Origin of the sequence: Sodalis sp. RH21, assembly GCF_047324175.1 — a bacterium.
In the GTDB taxonomy this organism is placed as follows: Bacteria; Pseudomonadota; Gammaproteobacteria; order Enterobacterales; family Enterobacteriaceae; genus Acerihabitans.
In genome coordinates, this window is sequence record NZ_CP178732.1 from 5,307,539 (window position 1) to 5,328,656 (window position 21,118).

14 protein-coding genes and 5 pseudogenes are annotated in these 21,118 nt (G+C 48.3%); 10 read left to right on the plus strand and 9 right to left on the minus strand.

The window, feature by feature from the left end; translation table 11 throughout:
- Positions 1-7: 7 nt before the first annotated feature.
- Positions 8-907 carry an aromatic alcohol reductase gene (locus tag ACL2XP_RS24555; RefSeq protein WP_413736007.1) on the minus strand — a complete coding sequence of 300 codons (900 nt, stop codon included), beginning with the start codon at positions 905-907 and terminating at the stop codon, positions 8-10.
- A gap of 146 nt (positions 908-1,053) precedes the next feature.
- Between ACL2XP_RS24555 and ACL2XP_RS24560 the strand changes: the two genes are divergently transcribed.
- Positions 1,054-1,476 (plus strand): winged helix-turn-helix transcriptional regulator, encoded by a 423-nt coding sequence (locus ACL2XP_RS24560; RefSeq protein ID WP_413736008.1) that lies wholly within the window; start codon positions 1,054-1,056, stop codon positions 1,474-1,476.
- Between the two features lie 524 nt (positions 1,477-2,000).
- Here the strand turns inward: ACL2XP_RS24560 and ACL2XP_RS24565 are convergent.
- Both ACL2XP_RS24565 and ACL2XP_RS24570 read right to left on the minus strand, forming a co-directional pair.
- On the minus strand, positions 2,001-2,222 hold the full coding sequence (locus ACL2XP_RS24565) for a ribbon-helix-helix protein, CopG family (RefSeq protein WP_413736009.1): 222 nt from the start codon (positions 2,220-2,222) through the stop codon (positions 2,001-2,003).
- 1,275 nt (positions 2,223-3,497) lie between these two features.
- A pseudogene (locus ACL2XP_RS24570) lies at positions 3,498-3,806 on the minus strand (Fic/DOC family N-terminal domain-containing protein); the annotation flags it as partial.
- Between the two features lie 967 nt (positions 3,807-4,773).
- Between ACL2XP_RS24570 and ACL2XP_RS24575 the strand changes: the two are divergent.
- Positions 4,774-5,721: a GlxA family transcriptional regulator gene (locus ACL2XP_RS24575; RefSeq protein WP_413739282.1), complete on the plus strand. Its 948-nt coding sequence runs from the start codon at positions 4,774-4,776 to the stop codon at positions 5,719-5,721.
- 267 nt (positions 5,722-5,988) lie between these two features.
- On the opposite strand, the gene ACL2XP_RS24580 is transcribed toward ACL2XP_RS24575, so the two are convergent.
- The 3 genes from ACL2XP_RS24580 to ACL2XP_RS24590 form a co-directional block, all read right to left on the minus strand.
- Positions 5,989-6,471, minus strand: coding sequence for a YybH family protein (locus tag ACL2XP_RS24580; RefSeq protein ID WP_413736011.1), 483 nt, complete (start codon positions 6,469-6,471; stop codon positions 5,989-5,991).
- Between the two features lie 86 nt (positions 6,472-6,557).
- On the minus strand, positions 6,558-7,457 hold the full coding sequence (locus ACL2XP_RS24585; RefSeq protein WP_413736013.1) for a DJ-1/PfpI family protein: 900 nt from the start codon (positions 7,455-7,457) through the stop codon (positions 6,558-6,560).
- Between the two features lie 139 nt (positions 7,458-7,596).
- Complete coding sequence (locus tag ACL2XP_RS24590) at positions 7,597-8,343, minus strand: SDR family oxidoreductase (RefSeq protein ID WP_413736014.1); 747 nt, start codon at positions 8,341-8,343, stop codon at positions 7,597-7,599.
- Positions 8,344-8,811: 468 nt separating this feature from the next.
- On the opposite strand from ACL2XP_RS24590, the pseudogene ACL2XP_RS24595 reads away from it, so the two are divergent.
- Positions 8,812-9,918: pseudogene (locus ACL2XP_RS24595) on the plus strand (IS3 family transposase).
- A 348-nt stretch (positions 9,919-10,266) separates the two neighbouring features.
- On the opposite strand, the pseudogene ACL2XP_RS24600 reads toward ACL2XP_RS24595, so the two are convergent.
- Positions 10,267-10,992: pseudogene (locus ACL2XP_RS24600) on the minus strand (transposase); the annotation flags it as partial.
- Between the two features lie 373 nt (positions 10,993-11,365).
- Here ACL2XP_RS24600 and ACL2XP_RS24605 point away from each other — a divergent pair.
- The 6 genes and pseudogenes from ACL2XP_RS24605 to ACL2XP_RS24630 all read left to right on the plus strand — a co-directional run.
- The gene (locus ACL2XP_RS24605; RefSeq protein WP_413736015.1) at positions 11,366-11,737 is read left to right on the plus strand and encodes a DapH/DapD/GlmU-related protein; all 372 of its coding nucleotides are present in this window, start codon (positions 11,366-11,368) and stop codon (positions 11,735-11,737) included.
- Positions 11,738-11,766: 29 nt separating this feature from the next.
- Positions 11,767-12,866, plus strand: a pseudogene (locus ACL2XP_RS24610) (transposase); the annotation flags it as partial.
- Positions 12,867-13,264: 398 nt separating this feature from the next.
- A complete protein-coding gene (gene istA / locus ACL2XP_RS24615; RefSeq protein WP_413736016.1) occupies positions 13,265-14,287 on the plus strand; it encodes an IS21 family transposase in 1,023 nt (340 codons plus the stop codon).
- Positions 14,284-15,072, plus strand: coding sequence for an IS21-like element helper ATPase IstB (istB, locus tag ACL2XP_RS24620; RefSeq protein WP_413730144.1), 789 nt, complete (start codon positions 14,284-14,286; stop codon positions 15,070-15,072). Before istA ends, istB begins: the two co-directional genes overlap by 4 nt.
- Before the next feature lie 31 nt (positions 15,073-15,103).
- The gene (locus ACL2XP_RS24625) at positions 15,104-16,189 is read left to right on the plus strand and encodes an IS110 family transposase (protein ID WP_413736018.1); all 1,086 of its coding nucleotides are present in this window, start codon (positions 15,104-15,106) and stop codon (positions 16,187-16,189) included.
- 16 nt (positions 16,190-16,205) lie between these two features.
- Positions 16,206-16,634 (plus strand): annotated as a pseudogene (locus tag ACL2XP_RS24630) (integrase core domain-containing protein); the annotation flags it as partial.
- A gap of 66 nt (positions 16,635-16,700) precedes the next feature.
- Here ACL2XP_RS24630 and ACL2XP_RS24635 read toward each other — a convergent pair.
- Both ACL2XP_RS24635 and ACL2XP_RS24640 read right to left on the minus strand, forming a co-directional pair.
- Entirely contained in the window at positions 16,701-18,437 is a 1,737-nt protein-coding gene (locus tag ACL2XP_RS24635) for a hypothetical protein (protein ID WP_413736020.1), read from the minus strand.
- 506 nt (positions 18,438-18,943) lie between these two features.
- Positions 18,944-19,402: a very short patch repair endonuclease gene (locus ACL2XP_RS24640; protein WP_413736021.1), complete on the minus strand. Its 459-nt coding sequence runs from the start codon at positions 19,400-19,402 to the stop codon at positions 18,944-18,946.
- A gap of 65 nt (positions 19,403-19,467) precedes the next feature.
- On the opposite strand from ACL2XP_RS24640, the gene ACL2XP_RS24645 reads away from it, so the two are divergent.
- Positions 19,468-21,039, plus strand: a complete 1,572-nt coding sequence (locus tag ACL2XP_RS24645) for a DNA cytosine methyltransferase (RefSeq protein ID WP_413736022.1) — start codon at positions 19,468-19,470, stop codon at positions 21,037-21,039.
- Positions 21,040-21,118: the final 79 nt, after the last annotated feature.

Genomic DNA, 21,118 nt, shown 5'->3' on the forward strand with positions numbered 1-21,118 from the left:
CCTTAAATCAGTTAATCAACGGGTCAATTGATTTGCTCTTGTTTTCTGTCAGCCATGTTCTTACGTCGGTTACCTCAATCCCATGGCGGGCATTGTAAGTATCCGCTTTGTCCCATGCAACACCGTCTGGCCGGGCAAAAGCCAGACGGTAAGCGGCTGAGACATCCCCCGGCGAGTTTTTTGCAGCGCGCTGAAGGGAACCGATATCGTCCACCTTAAGCGTAAAACGAATACCGAAATGCTGGCTTAGCTGCTCGGCCAACTGCCGGTAGGTTATCGTATCGCCTGCGATATAAACGGCCTCATTTTCGATGCCGGGGCGATGGAAAAAAATCTTTGCCGTCAGCATGCCGATATCTTCAGGCGTGGTGAGGGTCAACGCATAGTCCGCATCACCCAGGGCGCGCACTTGATGTCGGGGAATATCTACCAGGCCAAAATCGGCATTAAACAAAAAGCTGGTAAACATCCCCGTCGAGACAATCACCCACTTGGTCGCGTGCTGGCTACGTAGCAACTGCCGGACAGCCAGTTGTTCATCCCAAACAGGCTGGCCGCTGCCCGTACCTATACGGTCATAATCAACGCCGAACTGCCAGGGAAAATAACGCGCCACACCGGCAAGCAGCACGGCACGGGATATTTTAAGCTGGGTGCCCGCGCCGCCGACAAAACCACTACAGTTAATAACGGCATCATAAGGCGCAAAGACCCGGGCCAGCTCCTCGGATGTCCGCACACTGAAATCCGCAGCAATCGTCTCGACGTTCCAGCTGGCCAGCTGTTGCAGCCGGTGCTGCTGAGCGGAAGACGCGTCGCCGTCCAGCGATGAGGGACGTAATAAAACCGTCAGTCCAACGTCCGGGTGCGCCTCGCGTTCGGTTATAAACCCCTTGAGCATCGCCATTCCCAGCTCGCCGGCGCCCAGGATTAAAATGTTGTGCCATTGACTCGTAACGTTATTGTTCATACTTTTATCCTCTTGTTGCGCCTTATCCTACCGATGCGGGACGGGGGCAACAATCAGGCACACTATTGATACCGGGATGCGTAATGACGTTAAGCGATGAACAAATACAAAAATTTTCCTTAATCTGTGATGAGCTCAGTGACGAAAATGACTCGCTGAAAAGGGAAATCCTGACGCATGCCGGCAACCGCTGGTCGCTGGGGGTCATTTACCGGCTGGGAATACAGGGAACGCTCAGACATGCGGAACTGGCCAAGGCCATGCCCGGGGTAACACAGCGGATGTTGACAAGAACCCTGCGCCAGCTTGAACGCGATGGGCTTATCAGCCGGCACGATCATCAGCAGAAAACGCCCCATCCCCGGGTGGATTACACGCTAACGGAATTAGGAAAGGGAATGCTGCTTAATATGCTACCGTTGTGGAACTGGGTAATCGAAAATGGCTCGGTATTCCGGCGAGCGCGCGAGGATTTTGCCAGCGGCCCGCATCATGCCGGTGGATAAAGTTGTCGCGGGGCCGATTGCGTATTTTATGCGCGTACAGTTACCTAAAATAAAATCTGGATGACCAGGTTATAGCGATAATTGAAAGACACGATGCGGTTGCCGAGACGTGGCCTCCGGAGTGTCGCATGACGTTGGTTTTGCTGACATGCTGATAGCTGTTCAATAGGTATTCATATAGCCAAAATTGCATTTCTAGTTTAATTAATTGATTTTAAAATAAAATACGCACCTATATTTTAACCCTTTTTTATAGATGCGCCATTATGCGGCGCTTGAATATAACCATTGTGGCTAATTTGAGGGGAATATAACGGACCCGGCCTCTATAGGAGGCGGTAGCAATTTACTCTGCCCGGCAAATTGAAGGATAGCCTCTCCAACCTGCCGTGGGGCTTCTCGTTGCGGGAAATGCCCGATACCGTCCAACGCTTTTCGCTCATATCTGCCCTGAAAAAGATGAGACAAAGCTAACCTGTTTCAACGCTGAATTTAGCACTGGTCAAACGAAGCCCATCGAACGCTCATTCCCACTCCTTGCGGACGTGGATTTCATAGAGGACTCCGTCAGTGTTTTTATTAGCCCATAGGCCAAACGCATTATTATTACTACCGGTGCAATTATCCGCAAGATAGCCGGACAAGGCTTGCCTGATTAACCCTGCCAGGGAGAGATGGCGAATAGCGGCCAGATTATCTAATTGTCGGAGATCTTCTTCAGATAAATCGATCGCGATGCGGGCCATCAGCACCCTCTCCCGGATGATTCCTTATGTGTATCCTTATCGTTCACAATAGCGCTCCAGTCCATTTATTTCATTAACATCATCAACGGCTGACCGATGACATAGGCAATACATTTCATCATGTACTGATATAAAGAAAAAACAACACCTAGGGATCTAAACAAACTAATTAATGTAATCAGATTAAAATATAAAATGAATTTGTTGCATGATTAAATTTATACTTTTGATTTACCGAAAAATCTTATGAAATATAATGCTACCTGATCTATTTAAAAACAAGCCCCCGGGGGCATGCTTGCGCAGAGGTCGCATCGGGGGTCTACAAGAATGATATTAACCTTTCACTGTTGTTTAATCAACATAGTGGCATAACATATAGAAGAAGCGAAAAGCAACCAGAAAAAGACTTCCCAGATTGGGTGTCAGCAATCAAATCGTTGGTAAAGGCTTAATTAAGCGCTTTATGTTTTTTTAAAAATTCGTCTATAGACATGCCATTGATGGTCGGCGGTGCGCCGGGCATGAAAGGCGTAGGTCCCATAGAACCGTTGGCATAGTTACAGCCACGGGGCCGTGTTTCACCGCTCCTTGCACCACATTTTGCACGGCGGCACAACCGGCCCCCACCATTGCCCCGATGGGGCCGCCAGGCACCGCGCCGAACGTCGCGCCCCAGGCCATGTCGCTACCTATACCACGCGCTATTTCGGCATTATCCGGACCTGCATTGACATTATTAATTTTTTCCCCTTTTGAAAAGATAATAAAAAAATAACACGATGAGCATGATAATTATCGTGAGTGATGATGCATAGAGGTACGATAACATACCGTCTTGAGTGATATTATCAATGCTTAGGTTATCGGGCGAGAGCAATACCACAAAATTGGCCAGAAAAGAATAACACATGCCTTTAAAAATGCTATTTCGGCCCAGGCCATTATTGCGCACCGTAAAATACATCGCTATCAGGACATAGGTTAGCGGCATATATATTTGCATCAACATTAATATCATTCTCTAGTATTTCCCGCATTCAAATATAACAGATCAGGATGCTATTCGTCCAACGTCATACCACAATTAGCCAGACATTAACTATTAAATGTAACCTCATTATTGTCTCCTGCGTCTAATAAAGTGGGCCCCCACCGAGACTGGGGAAATCATGTGCCGAGGCAACGGCTGAAAGCTAAATGTAATGCAGCGCAAAAGTTATAAGACGCGGTGCTGGTGCGACTTGCCTCCCTTCACTCATTTCATTAGCATCAAAGCAAGCTGATGTAGCGCAGCGCTTCTTTGGTGGCCGGATCTGCGCCATCTGCGCGGTCAGCATACTGAAAGAGCCGATCGCTGGTAGTTACGATGTTCTCAATGCGCGAAGAATCTTTCGCTTCCAGCATCGGAAGGATGCTTATCAGCAAGCCTTGATCGGGGATCAACTCACCGGCAGTTTTCAACTCTGCGATTGCTGCGCGCGCACTTATGCACGCTTTGAGTACGCTGCGCGTTTCAACGCGCTCCAGTTCAGGCGGCAGTATCGGCAACTCGTTGGGAGGGGTTTCTGGATTCCAATTTATATGTTTATAAAAACCGTTTTCATCGACATATGGCCATAATATGTCGATGCTATAAACATGTCACGCCATCATGTTTAAAAAATCGCGTTTTATCGACACATAGCCAGAACGTGTCGATACCATAAGCATATCCCGGCCACATGTTTAAAAAAGCACTTCATCGACACATGGCCGGGACATGCCGATATCATATGTTCGGACCGTATATTTAAAAAAATCATTTTTATCCGCATATTTTAAGATGTTTAACGTGCGCTATCCGGATTGATCTGCAACCATTTTCCAGCATACAGAACGCCGCGGACCAAAGACAAAAAAGTCTATAAACTGCACCTTTTTAACCTGCTGAAAAAAGTAAGACAGTATGACTTTCCGTGAGACAGGTGCTGCCCTGGCGTGAAGTATTTAACGCGGGTTAACATTGCTGTCAGAGCCGCATGGGGGGCATGAACCGCACCCCGGCATTTCCCTCACGAAGACCAGCATGAACAACAATTGCACGTTGTATGTCGGATTAGATGTCCACCAATCGGGGCGCAGATCAAAAATGATGGACATCATCTTCAACAACCTGACGGGTAATTAACAGACGGCTCTGGGCGTACGCTCACTTCTCAAGCGCACATTACCTTTTTCAATTTCGGAAATTGAAGAAACCTGTCCCGGCGTGAGTAGGGATATGGTGAGAACGGTGCTACGGGCGATGAAAGTAAAAGGGATCATTCAGCCAACGGGCAAAGGGCGCGCTGCAAAATGGCAGATCCTCTAATCTAGCCCTGATCGGGTCTGGGCTAATACAGTATGCAGTCAGTAAAAGTATGACGCTGGATACTTCAGGAAGGAACGTCCATCACACCACGACAGCTTGAGCTGAAGTCAAACTTCCCTCATTTAGATGAGGATTGGCTCTTTTTTACGGTTTCCCTTAAAATAAGACAACCAATACAATTTGATTGACTATTTTATCATGCATCGAGTTGGGCTTTTCGTTTGCCGTGGCCACGATCCCCTTGATCTTGCTGGCCCTCTTTCGGCTTTTAATCATGTAGTTACAGCCGTTGGCCGTACCCCATATGACCTTTATGTAATCTCGCAGGCGGGAGGTTTAGTTGCGGGTAATACTGGTCTTCCAATCGAAACAGCGTCAATCGGAAAACACACGTTTGACACTGTCATTTTCGTTGGTGGCGATATCGACCCAATGCTGGAGTCAGAAAACATAGCCGCCGCCAAGAAATTAAGCGCCAAGGCATCGCGAGTAGCAAGCGTGTGTACAGGAGCATTTTTGCTTGCGGAAACCGGTCTCTTGAACGATCGAAGAGTAACAACGCACTGGCAATACACCGCGCAATTACAGTCCCGCTTTCCTCGCACCACAGTAGAGGGCGACAGTATCTATATAGCAGACGGCCGCATTTGGACATCGGCGGGTATAGCCTCTGGAATTGATTTGGCACTAGCCATGATCGAGAGAGATATGGGTACGGAAACTGCACGCAACGTCTCTAGGCACTTGGTTGTTCCTTATCGCCGACCAGGGGGCCAGTCCCAATTCTCTGCCATGTCGCAAATGGACCCAGAATCAGATCGCATTCGCATTGCTCTGAATTTTGCTAGGGAACATCTTACCGAAGCACTACCCGTCGAGCGACTCGCAGATGTTGCAAATTTAAGTCCGCGACAGTTCGGGCGAGCATTTCGTCGAGAGACCGGTGAAACACCTGCTAAGGCGGTCGAGCGTTTGCGAGTTGAAGCCGCGCGGCTGCGCTTGCAAGATGGTAGCGAACCGATCGAGCAGATTGCTCTAGCTGTGGGATTCACCGATCCAGAACGAATGCGGAGAGCTTTCATCAAATTGTATGGGCACCCGCCGCAATCAATTCGACGTGAGAGCCGACGAAGAGGCAATCGCTAACCGATAGCTTCCCTCCATTGAAGCGGCACGTTGTCGGGATTGAAAGCCTGTGTCCAAACCCGCCCCGCCGCTAGGGCGAGGAGCAGCGATCGGCCACGGCCTAGAATACCATAGCGTACAGGTTAGACACGCGTATCTCATGCCCTTGCTTGGCTAGGGATTTGACATCGCAATCCAGCATGATCTTGGAAAACGAATTTGGATCATGATGCGCGTAGACAAGCTGAATATTCCTGGACATGTGACACCTATACTAAAGATTTTGAATCAGAGATCACTTGGTTTGAGTGGGCCATCGTCGTTCCAAATATCACGGTGAAGCCTCCAGGTACCATTCTGTTTTAGGAAGATGAGGATCTGCTTGCCGCGCGACTTCAATTTTCCATCGTGGCTCCGGATAATTGAGTCCGAAACCTCAGTTACGACCCCGTCGTTGCCATAGAACTCAACGTTGCTGAACGTCACCGTATCCGGCGCTTTTCCAGCGTAACCTTCCGTGAAATATTTCGAGATCGCCGCAGGGCCGGTGATTCGTTCACCTCCGGGCTGCAGCAGCGTTCCAGCTTCAGTGTAGAGATGACCAATAGCCTGGTAGTCACCTCGTTTAAAGGCGTTGGCCCAGCGATTGTTTTCAGCCTTGATAGCTGCCTGTGTGGACTGTCGGGGCCCTGTTGCGTAGACAGTAGCGGACACGAGAGTGAGTGCTACGGCGACAGTGAGTGGAGCGAATTTAGTGAAAATTAATTGCATATAAATAGCTCAATCTGGTTGTCTATTGAAAATTGTGGTTGGAGACAGATAGCGAGATGTTTTTGCACATACTTCCTGCAAGCGTTTCAGCGAACGCCGGGAATTCGCGCAAGTCCCTTAGAGGCCCCAGGCAATTCTTTGTCGACCATCGCAATTACTTCTGGCCGCGCGTCTCTAGGGTGACCGGAATGAAATGGCGGGGCAGGATCATATTCAATTGCTAGCTGCGTAAATTCTGCGGCCTGTTGCCCGCGCAGCTTAGCTGCAACGCGAAGTGCAAAATCAATGCCTGCCGTCACCCCTCCACCGCTCATGAACCGGCCGTTGTCGTCTTCCACGAAGCGATTCGGAACAGGGATGGCACCATATTCAGACAATTTATTAACAAAAGCCCAATGGCATGCGCTGCGCTTGCCTTTCAAAATACCCGTTGCGGCTAGTACCAGCGATCCGTTGCAAACCGACGTGATGTGTTTGGCGCCTTCGGCCAGACGCCGAATCTGCGCCAGATACTCAGGACGCATAGGCGCGGACAAATCCGATCCGCCGGGCACCAAAATCAGATCCGTCTTTTCAATATCGGCCAGTCGTTCGGTATTTCCGTAAACCACCCCAAACTCGAGGGTCACGTTTCCCCCATTAAGGCTCGCATAGCGAACATTGGTGTTCGGTAGCCGGTGGAATATTTCGCTGGGCCCGGCGAAATCAAGTAACGTACCGCCGTCGTAGTTCACGATCAAAATATTGAGGGGCTCATTCGGGGTTAGTTCCCCCGTGCTGCTTTCCCGCGCAAGAGCAGAAGTGGCATTACCTAGTAACGCTCCGCCACCTTGCGCAAAAGCAGAAGTGACATGGCCTAGTAAAGCTCCGCCCCCCAGGACGGTACCCAGAGCGGCGACGCTTCCAAACTTGAGAGCATCACGGCGAGAACGGCCTGCTTTGGTAAGTTGATTGCCAAGGGAGTCATTTTTGCTGTGGTCGGTCACGATAATTTCTCCTTGCACGACGGTCTCTGTGCTAATAGAGGCTGATTAAGGGCCGCCGGGACGACGATCCTAGCGGCTGTCTGATAATTCTTTGAAAATTCGCAAGCTTGCGTAGCGGCTGCAATCAGGATCTGAAACCTTAAAGCTGCGAGGCGCCGCCATCGACGATAAGCTCGGTTCCTAAGACGTAGGAAGATTCATCGCTAGCAAGATAGAGCGCGGCATAGGCAATATCCTCGGCCTGCCCCATATGACCCACCGGAATTACCTTTGCGAGTTCAGCCTTGGTGTGCCTCACATCCTCATCAGACATACCCCACTTGCTAATCAGAGGAGTGTCCATCGCGCCGGGAGCAATCGCGTTAAAGCGGATTTTTCGATCGAGAAATTCATATGACCAACTACGGGCAAGTGACCGTACGGCGGCTTTTGCCGCAGCAGTCAACGAAATGCCATGCTTACCCGTTTGTGCAACAAACGATGTATTCAGAATAAAGGAGGAACCTTCCCGCAGATCTGGCAACACTGCCTGGAGCGTGATTACTACCCCCTTGACGTTGATATCCATGATCTCTTCATAGAGTTTCTCGGTGATGTCGTTTACTGCTGACGGGAAAGCTCTACCCGCATTGGCAAACACAACATCCAGGCCACCGAACGTATCTTTCACCTCGGCAGCTATTGCCCGCATATCCTCCATCGAACGCACGTCCCCCTTAAGAACGATGGCATTCTCGCCAAGCTCGGCTTTAACCTTATCAAATACGGTCTCATCACGACCGGTAACCGCTACCCGGGCACCTTCTGCAATGAACAGCTTTGCGGTTGCCAGACCGATGCCACTAGTCCCACCAGTGATCAAAACCGCTTTATTCTTAAGTCTCATCTTCATGTTCCTTTCTGTTCAGTACTTCTCTGTCAATCAAGCCACAAGTCCAAAGCAAAATTGCTTTTGTCTCAGCTTGATTTCTTGGGCTGATTATGGAACGCACGCCCAATGTCTCAAAGGACGTATAACCCTCAAAAAAAGCCACTCATCAAATTACTGACGCTCAGCGGGTTGCCACCGTCACACGTCAGAAGACCAGTGCGATTGTCAATCGGCATGCACTTCGTTGATGGATTGAACAGGATTGCTTGTTAGGTTCCACTACATAGTGCCGTCATACGTTGTGACAAAAATATTCTGCTGGCGGACAAGAAAGAACTATGTGATATTTCTATGTAACCTAATGAAATTAATTATAATTTTTAGAGAAATCGACAATACCTATCTGTAAGTATCCCTGCCAAACGGACCATTCGCATTTAGAGATATTCCGGCATATTGATTATGCCCCGAGAGGAGATCGCCGTGCGCAAAGCCCGATTCACCGAACACCAGATCATCGCCGTTCTGAAGTCAGTCGAAGCCGGACGCATCGTTAAAGATGTCTGCCGCGAAGCCGGTATCTCTGAAGCCAGCTAATACAACCGGAAAGCGAAGTTTGGCGGTATGGAAGCCTCTGATATCAAAAAGATGAAAGATCTTGAGGATGAAAACCGCCGCCTGAAACAGAGGTTTGCCGATCTCAGTCTGGAAAACCAGGCGTTAAAAGATGTCATCGATAAAAGCTTTAAAACCAGCGATAAAGCGTGAGCTCGTCAGCTACCTGACAGCACAAGTTGCGATGAGCGTACGCCAGGCATGCAGGACGTTATCGCTGAGCCGGACGGTTTATCTTTCAGCCTGATGTCCGGCGCGATGAGCCGGTGGTTCAGGTCCTGGCTAAAATGGCAGAACGCTATCCGCGATACGGTTTTAAGAAGCTGTTCCAGGTACTGCGCAGGCTGGGGCATGCATGGAATCATAAAAGAGCGCACCGGATACTGCCTGCTGAAGCTGAACTTCCGCCGTAAGGGAAAACAGCGTCTGCCTGTGCGTAATCCGGCACCGGTGGCGACGCCGGAAGCGCTTAATCAGAGCTGGTCCATTGATTTTATGCACGATACTCTGATGTGTGGCAGGCGCTTCCGGACATTCAACGTGATAGATGATTTTAACCGCGAAGCCCTGGCGATAGAAATCGATCTGAATATCCCGGCACAACGCGTGGTCCGGGTGCTGGACAGGATAGTAGCAAGCCGCGGATATCCGCTGAAACTGCGGATGGATTACGGTCCGGAACTGATATCGCTCACGCTGGCGCAATGGGCGGAAGAGCATGGCGTGATACTGGAATTTATCAGGCCGGGAAAGCCGACACAAAATGCGTTTATCGAACGGTTCAACCGGACGTACCGGACAGAAATACTGGATTTTTATCTGTTCAGGACGCTGAATGAAGTACGGGAAATCACAGAGTGCTGGCTGACTGAATATAACAGCGAGCGGCCTCATGAATCGCTGAATAACCTGACGCCGGAAGAATATCGGCTGATGGCTGAAAACCCGGAAATCTCAAAAAGTGTGTGGAACTAAAACCGGCGTGCTTACAAAACGAGCTGTTGCCCTACGCTGAAAATAGCTTCACTTGATGTGGGCGGGTTATCCGCGGCATCCTGCCGGCCCGCCACTCGCTGATGAAAGAACACCGCAAACGGAACCTGCCTGGGTGATGAAAAATAGCCGGGCCCCGACAGCCCGGCCGGCAACATTAGCCTACCTACAGTCCACAGCAGAGATATGAATGCGGCTGTATAATGGCAGAGCATGTCTTAATGGTTCCATAACGGTTCCTAATGTTGCCAAATCAGTATGACGGGACAACTGAGTCAGTATCGGCAGGTCAATATCGAACGGCAAGGTGAGTTCGCCGCCCGCTTACTGCGCAACAGCTATATCGAGGCTCTCTTTAGTGAAATCATCCACGCAGGTCAGGCATTTTATCCGTCTACCACCGGCGAGAGCGTCCATGACAAAATCCATCGACCAGGTCATGTTTGGCGCGTTAGGCCGCACAAGGGGCTGACGCTCAGTCAACAGCCCTTTGCGACGTCGGCGTCGCTGCACCGCCAATCCATTTTCATGATAAATGCGGTAGACTTTTTTATGGTCCACCTCAACACCACCGCGCCGCAGCAGCAGTTGCCAGATTCGACGGTAACCAAAGCGTCGCCGTTCGTGCGCCCGTGTTTTTATGTGTTTCGAAAGCGCCTCATCGCGCTCTGCTCGAAGAGAGCGATAACGACAGGTCGCCCTGGACAATCGAGTCAGTTGGCAGGCACGGCGCTCAGATATACCAGCTTTGCTGGCACATCTGAGCTACGGCCTTGCGCTTGTGAGACAGCGTTAATACTTTACCCCAAGCGCAACCTGCAGGGTCTCCTTGTCCAGCATGGATTCAGCCAGAAGCTCTTTGAGACGAGCATTTTCATCTTCGGGCGCCTTGAGGCGCTTAACGTCGGAAACTTCCAGTCCGCCAAATTTTTTGCGCCACGGATAAAACGTCGCATCGGAAATATTATGCTTACGGCACAATTCTTTAGCTGCCATGCCGGCCTCAGCTCCCCTCAGGATGCCGATGATCTGTTCGTCAGAAAATCGCTTTTTCATGGGTAATGTCCTCATTGTCCAATGATAAACATTACTAGCCTGGTGATGTATTAACCAGAGGGGAGCAGGTCAGGGGCAGGTCACGGGAAGCCTTGCGGGGACTGGATTTTAGGCATAAAAAAGACGTCCATTGACGTCTGTTTATATACTAATGGGAAGGCCGGACTCGCACATAGCATTTAACCTATTGTTTATTAATGAATAAATATCAGTTAGCTTTCATTTATACCAACATAAGTACCAACAATACTTGTCGTAGGGGCTATAAATGATTTCCACTGGACACAGTATACTTCCATTGACCCATGTTGACATCCCCGACTTCAGTGGGGCATTTTTACATTGGCGGCAACCAATAAACTATGGATGGGTTATGAAAATTATCAACTGTGACATACGAGACGTGACTACCGGAAATAACGTCAAAGTGATGGTACCGTCAAACATTTATGGATGTGAGCTTCATGACGATGTTTTTGTCGGCCCCTTCGTTGAGATTCAGAAAGGATGTGTCATTGGGCGCGGCAGCCGCGTGCAGTCACACACGTTCATTTGTGAGAACGTGTCATTGGGGGAGAACTGTTTTATTGGGCATAATGTCACATTCGCCAATGATCTATTCAGGCGTGGTGCGCCAGACCCAGATCCAGGAAATTGGATTAAAATCAGCCTTGGCGATAATGTCACCATCGGCAGCGGTGCGACGATACCCCCTTCTGGCAGGGTAGTTGACACCCTATACTGAAAATCCCAATGGGGGCAACGGAGCCTGATATGAAACGTTATTCACCGGAACGTAAAGCCGCTGTGTTGGCCAAATTACTTCCGCCTTACAACATGACCGTCACCGCACTTGCACTCCAGGAAGGGATATCGGAAGCTACCCTTTATCATTGGCGAAACCAAGCCAAACTGGAGGGGAAACCGGTGCCCGGAGCCAACAAAACCACAAACCTTTGGTCGACAGAAGCCCGCTTTGCCGTCATCGTTGAAACCGCCACACTCAGTGAAGCCGAACTGAGTGAATACTGCCGTCGCAAAGGGCTTTATCCTGAACAAGTAGCCCAGTGGAAACAGGACTTTCTCCAGACACCACAAACCGATACACGCCAATCGCAAAAACAGGCTCAAAAAGAAATCAAAGGGCTGAAACGGGAGCTGGCCCGTAAGGAAAAAGCCCTGGCGGAGGCGGCAGCCTTGCTGGTCCTGAGAAAAAAGCTGAATCAGTATTACGGCGAGGCGGACGAGGACGACTGACCCCCGCTCACGAACGCGTGCAACTGATCCGGTGGATACGTGAAGCCATGAGCGCCGGCGCACGTCTGATCCCCGCTTGTCGGGAAGTGGGGTTAAGCCTGAGCACCTGGCGGCGCTGGAATGACCAGGCTGAAGACCATCGACCTACAGCAGTACGTCCGGTACCGGCCAATAAACTGACCGCCGAAGAAGAGCATCAGATAGTCACGGTATGTAACGAGCCGGAATATGCCAGCCTGCCACCGGCGCAGATCGTGCCACGGCTGGCGGACAAGGGCCTCTATCTGGCCAGTGAATCGACGTTTTACCGGGTACTGCGGCGACAGGGCCAAGTGCATCACCGTGGCCGTAGCCGCGCACCGCTGAAGGTGAATAAACCGACCAGCTATCAGGCTCTGTGGCCATGCCAGGTGTGGACGTGGGACGTCACCTGGTTGGCCTCCAGGGTTCGCGGCCGCTATTTTTATCTGTATCTGATAGAAGATATTTTTAGCCGTAAAATCGTCGGTTACGAGGTTCACGAAGAGGAAAGTGGTGAGCGAGCAGCCGCGCTGCTGCACCGCACCGTATTACGTGAACGGTGTTACCGCCATCCGTTAGTGTTACATGCCGACAGTAATAATGTCGGTGTCAGTTTTTATCATCATGCTTGTTGTTTTGCCAGGCTGGTGAGATCACTGGTGCAGTGAAGGCTTCCCTGTTTCCTGACTCACATGCTGAACGACCAGAAATGTGTCTTTCCGTTGACCTGTCGGTGACCGGGAAGTCTTTCATGCGAGGATTCTCCTCACCGATGCGCGTGACTCAAGAAGGGCCTGACGGCTTGTCTCTTTACTGTCCTGTCCGGGTTATCGTCGGGAGAAATGATGAATAATTTCTGGAGCAGGATATAACCTATGGCGAAGGTAATTTCGGTTCATTCATCGTATGTGTCACTACCGATGTAATTATGACCCACCTACCAATGTAAATCTGACCCACCTGGGGTAACAATGGCAGCTTTAAGAAGCTGCCCATGCTGACATTGGAGTTACGAGTGGAGATCGCAGTTCTTTTACGTCAGGGCATGTCTATACGCGGCATTGCTCGCCAGCTTTCCTGTTCCCGGCAGACCGTCCGCCGCTATATCCGTATGCAGGAGTCCCCGGCCAAGGCCAGCTACAAGTCCAGGGCGCCGAGGCCCGGCAAGCTTGACCCGTATAAGCCTTATATTCTTGAGCGTGTGTACGCCGCCAGACCGCATTGGATACCTGGCAGCGTCATGCTCAGTGAGATACAACTTCGGGGATATTCCGGTGGCTACAGCATGCTTACCGCCTTTTTGCTCAACCTCAAGCAACAACCGGTTGACCCGGTGGTCCGTTTTGAGACCCAGCCAGGCGAACAGATGCAGGTTGATTTCACCGTGATCAGACAAGGCCGTCACCCGTTGTTGGCTTTTGTCGCCACCCTTGGTTGGAGCCGGGCTACCTTTGTACGTTTCTACTCCTGCCAGGATACCGCCGCATGGTGTGATGGCATTGAGCAGGCGCTGCGCGCCTTTGGCGGAACGCCACAGCACCTGCTTTTTGATAACGCCAAGACCATTATTCTTGAACGCGATGTCTATGGCCTTGGCCGCCATCGGTGGAACCCGCCGCTACTGGCGCTCGCTGATAAGTACGGTTTTACGCCTCGCGTGTGCCGTCCCTATCGCGCGAAGACCAAGGGTAAAGTTGAGCGATTTAACCACTATTTGAAGACCAGTTTTGTCGTTCCCCTGGCGACCACCTTTAAGCAGGCCGGTTTAGTCCTTGACGTGGATTCTGCCAACAGCCGTATCGGGCCATGGCTTACCACCGTCGCCAACGCCCGCAAGCATGGCACCACCGGCATTCCCCCCGAGCAGCGGCTACAGCAGGAGATTGACGTGCTGCTCCCGTTGCCGCGCGAAGGCACAGAGGTACCGTTATCGGTTGATAACCGCCGGGTTTTGCCCCGTGAGAGTTTTCAACATCCGCTGTCGGTCTATCAGTCGCTGCTGGAGGTGAGGTCATGAGCCTTCAGCATCAGCGGATCAGCGAACTGTGCGAGTACTTTAAGCTTGACCGCATCGCCGCCGAGTGGCCTGGATTGGCACAGAAGACGCTGGATGATACCGGAACGTTCGGCGATTTTCTGGAGCAGTTGCTTCGACTGGAGAATGACAGCCGCAACGAGCGTCGGCGTCAGACGCTGCTGCGCCTGTCGGGTTTGCCGGCGGTTAAAACGCTGGAGCAGTTTGACTTCAAGTTTGCCAGCGGCGCACCGCGAGCACAGCTGCAGGAACTGGCGGGATTGGCGTTTATCGAAAGACAGGAGAACATCGTATTACTCGGGCCTTCCGGCGTTGGCAAGAGCCATTTGGCCTGCGCGTTGGCACATAAAGTCGCGATGGCCGGACTCAGCGTACGCTTCATTACGGCGGCGGATATGATGTTGCAACTGGTCGCCGCTCACCGTCAGGGCGATTTAAAAGGCTATTTAGGCCGGTGTGTCACCAAGCCCCGATTATTGGTGATCGACGAAGTGGGTTATCTGCCGTTCGGTAAAGAAGAAGCCAATTTATTCTTCCAGGTCGTGGCCCGCCGTTATGAAACAGGCAGCGTGATATTGACGAGTAACCTGCCATTTACGCAGTGGTCTGGGACGTTTGGCGATGATGAGACGCTGACGGCGGCGATGTTGGATCGACTGCTGCACCATGCGCATATCGTCCAAATAACAGGCCAAAGCTATCGATTAAAAGACAAGCTCAAAAGTGGTCAGTTAAGGAAATCAACGCCGACTGAATCACAACAATAATTCGTGGGGGGTGGGTAACTTTTACTTTGGCATGGTGGGTCACAATTCGATCGGTATTGACACGTATGTCGTTGGTGGTGTTGATACGCACAAAGATCTCCATGTTGCTGCTGTCGTTGATCACAATAACATTGTTTTAGGGAGTGAGTTTTTCGCGACAACACGGCAGGGATACCGACAAATGCTGGCATGGATGGCGTCTTTTGGAACGGTGGCGCGTATCGGGGTCGAATGTACGGGCTCATACGGTGCAGGATTGCTGCGTTACCTTCAAAAAGCCGGAACTGAAGTCCTGGAGGTGACGGCACCAGACAAAATGGAACGTCGTAAGCGAGGCAAAAGCGACACGATCGATGCAGAAAGTGCCGCTCACGCCGCTTTCTCAGGTATACGTACAGTCACACCTAAAACACGTAGCGGAATGGTTGAAGCGTTGCGCGTCTTGAAAGTCTGCCGCAAAACGGCTGTAGCTGCGCGGCGTATTGCACTACAAATGATCCAGATGAATATCGTTTCAGCCCCGGAAACGTTACGAGATCAGATACGTCACCTCACGAGAATGCAGTTGATCCGTACCCTGGCCGCGTGGCGACCCGATGTTACCGGCTATCGTAACGTTCAGGATGCCTACCGTATTGCACTAAAATCGCTGGCCCGCCGATATCTTGAATTACATGACGAAATAGCAGATTTGGACGTCATGATAATGTCAATTGTCGATGAACTGGCACCAGAGCTTATCAAACGTAAAGCGGTGGGATACGAATCCGCATCTCAGTTGCTGATCACTGCCGGTGATAATCCTCAACGTCTGAACTCAGAGTCTGGTTTCGCTGCTTTATGTGGCGTCAGCCCTGTACCCGTTTCTTCCGGCAAAACAAATCGTCACAGACTTAACCGTGGCGGCGATCGTGCAGCTAACAGCGCTTTGCATATTATTGCGATAGGCCGGTTACGCACGGATACGAAAACACAGGAATATGTGGCAAAACGGGTATCCGAAGGCCACTCAAAAATGGAAGCGTTGCGCTGCCTTAAACGCTATATCTCGCGTGAAGTCTATACGTTATTGCGTAATCAAAATCGCCTGGTTAATAGCACACAACTAACCACTTGATTCTTAGAAGGGCATCAACGGTGCGCCGATGAAATCCCAGACGCTGAAAGCGAAACTGGAAGAACTGAGCATCACGGGTTCGCACAGCCGACCACGAGTCAGCAACGATAATCCGTATGTGGAGTCGCTGTTCAGGACGTTAAAATATGTTCCGTCGTGGCCGTCATCAGGCTTCCTGGATCTGGCTGACGCCCGGCGTTGGGTCGAGGGCTTCAGCCGGTGGTATAACGAAGAGCATCGGCATAGCGGCATCAGTTATGTCACTCCGGAACAACGACACCAAGGAGAAGATATAAACCTGCTGGCAAAACGGAAAGCGTTATATGAATCGGCCAGAAAAACCCGACCGGAACGGTGGTCATCTTCATGCCGTCAATGGCAACGGGTCGAGGTAGTGATGCTGAATCCGGATAAGCCAGGAACCGGGCTAAAATCCGCAGCGTAAAAACGAATAAGGGTGTCAACTTCGTTGACAGCTACCGGTAGCAAAATTCAGTGTTCCATTACAACTTTAACTTTCTTGTCTTATAGTGAAGTTTAAATCTCCTATAACCCACTTTGAGTTTGGTTCTTTCAGATATTCTTTGTTTTCAAATTCACTTTCAAGTTTTTTTAATTTTTCTACTACATTGTATATTTTACTTTCACTTGTTGTTTTATCATGCTTTATCAATTGGATGGCATAATTTAACTGGGCCCAGTTACAATAAACGGTATCATTCATTGATGATAAATATTTAAGAGGGAATGCATAATGTCTTGTTATAAAAAACTTGGATATAGTCAGCTGAGGAGTTTTTTTAGAAATACGTAATGTTGCCCTAATATTGCTTTCGGAAGTGTTTGCTAACCAGTTATTGATTGCAGTAAGCCAGTTGCAAGCTTGTTCTTTCAATCTTGTTGTACGGGAATGTTTCGCATGCAGGTCGGAACCATATAATTCTTGATGTTTTAATTGACAAAGGAAAACTATGCCTGTATTTTCTTCAGCTATAACTAAATCAATGTCTGTTGAAGTCTTACCATTTGTTTTTATTTTTATATTGTTTTTGTATGCTAGATTAAAGAAAACCTTATCTAATAATTTTCTTACCGCATTTTGTAATACCTTTTCACGAGTTTGTTGATGTTTATCATAGTCGGTAATAAAATGATACCTTAATGAGTCAAGTAAAAACTGTAATGGAGAAGAGTGACGTGCCGTTATACATCTGAAAAAGCTTTCTTCTGAGCTTTGTATTAACAGTGGAAGTTCTGTCCCAGGTCGATCTAATAAACCGGTGTTTTTTCTACTACATGAAAGGACTTCGAAGATTTTTTTTGCTTCGTCCAGTGTAGTATGTGTATGTCCTTTAAGGAATGAACCAAAATGATTAATGGCCTCGCACATACTCTCTATAAATTCAGAGGTGTATGAAGATATTGTTAGAATGTTTTCCAGTTTGATTTCTGGGTGTTTGATTATAAGTGTCTCGGCAGATTTTTCATGTCGTGAAAATATTGACATTACGAAGGCGAGGGCGATTTTGTATTTTTGAAATTCTATGCCACCAAATTTAGTCAGGTAATGGAAAGTATCATAACCATCATAATTAACAAGTTCATTATATGCTAAAGCGAAGAAAAACTCATCTAATAAAGGAGATGTTTCATAACCTATATAATTTTTTGCAAAAATATAAACTGAATCGAATATTTCCTTATCAACATCAATGCTTAAATTTTGCATAAAGGATGTTTTATACAATTGTGTTAAAACATTATTATATATGTCTTTATAATAATAATTTATTGCATTCTCATAACTTTCGTCATCAATAAGATTAGACGGCATAGTTATGATAAAATCGTTCATTCCAGATTTGGTTATTTTAGTAATGCCAGCATTGACTGACTGTCCAACCCTTCTGCCATGCTCAATCATACCTAAGCCTAACACTATATCATGAGTTGCTGAGCTTATTTCAACGTTTCGAGGAAACATAACTGAAGGGACTTCAAATGATTCGCGTGACTCTAGAGCGAGTTTAATCAGGCGGGTTACTCCGAGTTTAAATGTATAGAGATATTCTTCCTGACTGAATGATTTATTATATTCACTGTTGTTATTGTAATATACCCAGTCAAGCTCATTCACAGCTGAACGTAAGATAATACCTAAGCGGTCCTCTTTTAAGAGAGGAATGAATTGTTCTTCTTGAACATTCAAAGAAGTAAAAAAATCACTTAACGCCTTATTCTTTGACATATCAATAACATCCACCAATGTTTGTTAGCTATTTAATAGAAACGGGAGTGCTCGCTATTATTTTTTAATGATAATATTAGTGATGTAAAAAATAAACTAGTTTATAAGAAGTTATAAGAAGATTTTTTGGGCAACTCCTCTTGCACAATGAGGTCAAGGTCCAGTTAACTATTAGTCGGACACACTGCAAATGCTTTGCTCAGGCTCTGGCGCCACGCCAGGTGTGGACGTGGGACGTCACCTGGCTAGCCTCACGGATTCGTGGCCGCTATTTTTATCTGTATCTGATAGAAGATATTTTTAGCCGAAAAATCGTCGGTTACGAGGTTCGGTAGCTGTCAACGAAGTTGACAGCTACCGTGGCCTGCAAGACATTTCTCTGATATACAACGTATAGTTTTCTGTTGGTTTGCTGACAGGTGCTAATTTCGCCAGCAGCTTTCTTTTTAACCTGTTATTGGCAAACCATTTTCTAATACTCGGTTCCCCCAAAACGAAGCAGGCCGCTATTTATCTCCGCTGCAGATATAGTCAGGCCAACTTAGCGTCACAATATCGCTGTTAATGTACTCTGGTAACCAGCTGATCGAAGCATTTTTATGGTTTCTCAAACCACACTCCCAGATTTCGAATATCCGCCATCCCGAAGCGTGTAATAGCATTTTGACCTGAATATCACGCTGCTTGTTGGCTGCAAATTTCTTCATCCAGAATTCTGGGCGAGTTTTTGGCGTCGACGCATACCGACATCCATCATGACGGTGCCAAAAGCAACCATGCACAAAAATGCACAACTTATATCGTGGCAAGACGATATCAGGCTTGCCTGGCAGGCTGCTTACATGCAATCGATACCTAAAACCTTGTGCATGCAGAAATTTTCGTATAATCAACTCCGGTTGTGTATTTTTTCCCTTGATGCCGGACATCATGCGGGAACGTGTCTTACGGTCGACTATATCCATAGATTACTTCCCGTTTGCTTCTCTTCCTGGTATCCTGGATACCACTAAATCCATAGACATATATCATGAGTAGCATTTTGTTACCAATTCCTGTAGTAGACCTTTTTGCCGGACCTGGAGGATTAGGGGAAGGCTTTTCATCATTTGGAAATGGCGATGCTTTTCAAATTGCGGTTTCTGCTGAAAAAGATCCGATCGCCCACCAAACACTCCGCCTAAGAGCATTCTATAGACTGTTGAGTAACAATAAACCTGACAAACTTGATGATTATTACCTTTTTTGTAATGGTGAGGCAAACAAACCATTCAGTAGCGAGACCGAAGACCTCTGGGAACTGGCAGGCAAAGAAGCAATGTGCATTGAAATCGGTAGCCTGAATGGAAATGCGACTCTTGATAAAGCCATTCAAGAAATGCTTTCAAAACATGATGCTAACCAGCCTTGGGTTCTGATAGGTGGCCCACCTTGTCAAGCTTACTCACTTGTCGGTAGAGCCAGAAACAAAGGAAAAGCCGATTACATACCTGAGAAGGATCTTCGCCACTTTCTATATCGTGAGTATCTAAGAATTATTCAAAAACACCAGCCTGATATTTTCGTCATGGAGAATGTGAAGGGAATTCTTTCGTCCAAGATCAATGGCGAAAAAATATTCAATCAAATTCTGAAGGATCTAACCGACCCAAATGCCGCGCTCAATACCTCCCAAAGTGGGCAGTGTTACCGCATTGTTTCGTTGGTAAGTGATCTGGAGTTTTGTAAGGGAGATGACCCAAACTTACTGGATGCAACAAAGTACATTATTCGCACTGAAGAGTATGGTGTACCTCAAGCCCGACATAGAGTTATTCTGTTGGGGATACGCGAAGACCGCTATAAAGAAAATCTACCGAAATTGTCAACCAGGATCTCTGTGAGCGTTAAAGAAGCTATTGGAAATCTTCCGCCACTAAGAAGCCTGTTAAGTAGGCAGAAGGATACTAGCGAACAATGGGAAAACCAGGTCCGTGTCCAACTGCGCCTGCTTGCCAAGTATGCGTCAATATTTCCCGGACATGAAAAAACATTGTCAAGTCGTCTGGAAAAAGCATCAAATGAAATTGGTTGTTTTACAAATACTGGCCATACAAGAATGCCTAAAGATCATTCGACCGGTCTAACAAATCGTGATTACTTAAATCAGTGGCTTTTAGACCCTCGTTTGAAAGTCTGGCTAAACCATGAAACTCGGGGACACCGTATCGACGATCTAGCGCGTTACGGTTATGCTGCATGCTTTGCATCGATTCATAAACGTTCGCCTATAGGACACAGAGAGTTTAACCTGCCAGGTTTAGCTCCCGCACATAAGAACTGGAAAACAGGGAAGTTTTCGGACCGATTTAGAGTGCAGATTGCGGATAGCCCATCAACCACAATCACAAGTCACATATCAAAAGATGGTCATTATTTTATCCACTATGACCTATTACAGTGTAGAAGCCTGACGGTAAGGGAAGCCGCGAGATTACAAACCTTTCCAGATAACTATTTTTTCCAAGGGGGGCGAACTCAGCAATATCATCAGGTTGGAAATGCTGTTCCTCCATTCCTAGCTAACCAAATAGCAGAAGTTGTGGCCAATATTTTGGCATAGAAATTGGGGGGCTAAAAGCTGGCGGTCAAATATACCTTATGACCCCGCCATGTAGTTTACATGTCGGCCATTGCCTCAG

Bases quoted from the DNA above. Each gene is read 5' to 3' on its own strand.
- ACL2XP_RS24555 (WP_413736007.1), bottom strand. From the start codon at position 907: ATGGCGATGCTCAAGGGGTTTATAACCGAACGCGAGGCGCACCCGGAC.
- ACL2XP_RS24560 (WP_413736008.1), top strand. From the start codon at position 1,054: ATGACGTTAAGCGATGAACAAATACAAAAATTTTCCTTAATCTGTGAT.
- ACL2XP_RS24565 (WP_413736009.1), bottom strand. From the start codon at position 2,222: ATGGCCCGCATCGCGATCGATTTATCTGAAGAAGATCTCCGACAATTA.
- ACL2XP_RS24575 (WP_413739282.1), top strand. From the start codon at position 4,774: ATGCATCGAGTTGGGCTTTTCGTTTGCCGTGGCCACGATCCCCTTGAT.
- ACL2XP_RS24580 (WP_413736011.1), bottom strand. From the start codon at position 6,471: ATGCAATTAATTTTCACTAAATTCGCTCCACTCACTGTCGCCGTAGCA.
- ACL2XP_RS24590 (WP_413736014.1), bottom strand. From the start codon at position 8,343: ATGAGACTTAAGAATAAAGCGGTTTTGATCACTGGTGGGACTAGTGGC.
- ACL2XP_RS24605 (WP_413736015.1), top strand. From the start codon at position 11,366: ATGAAAATTATCAACTGTGACATACGAGACGTGACTACCGGAAATAAC.
- istA (WP_413736016.1), top strand. From the start codon at position 13,265: ATGCTGACATTGGAGTTACGAGTGGAGATCGCAGTTCTTTTACGTCAG.
- istB (WP_413730144.1), top strand. From the start codon at position 14,284: ATGAGCCTTCAGCATCAGCGGATCAGCGAACTGTGCGAGTACTTTAAG.
- ACL2XP_RS24625 (WP_413736018.1), top strand. From the start codon at position 15,104: ATGGTGGGTCACAATTCGATCGGTATTGACACGTATGTCGTTGGTGGT.
- ACL2XP_RS24635 (WP_413736020.1), bottom strand. From the start codon at position 18,437: ATGTCAAAGAATAAGGCGTTAAGTGATTTTTTTACTTCTTTGAATGTT.
- ACL2XP_RS24640 (WP_413736021.1), bottom strand. From the start codon at position 19,402: ATGGATATAGTCGACCGTAAGACACGTTCCCGCATGATGTCCGGCATC.
- ACL2XP_RS24645 (WP_413736022.1), top strand. From the start codon at position 19,468: ATGAGTAGCATTTTGTTACCAATTCCTGTAGTAGACCTTTTTGCCGGA.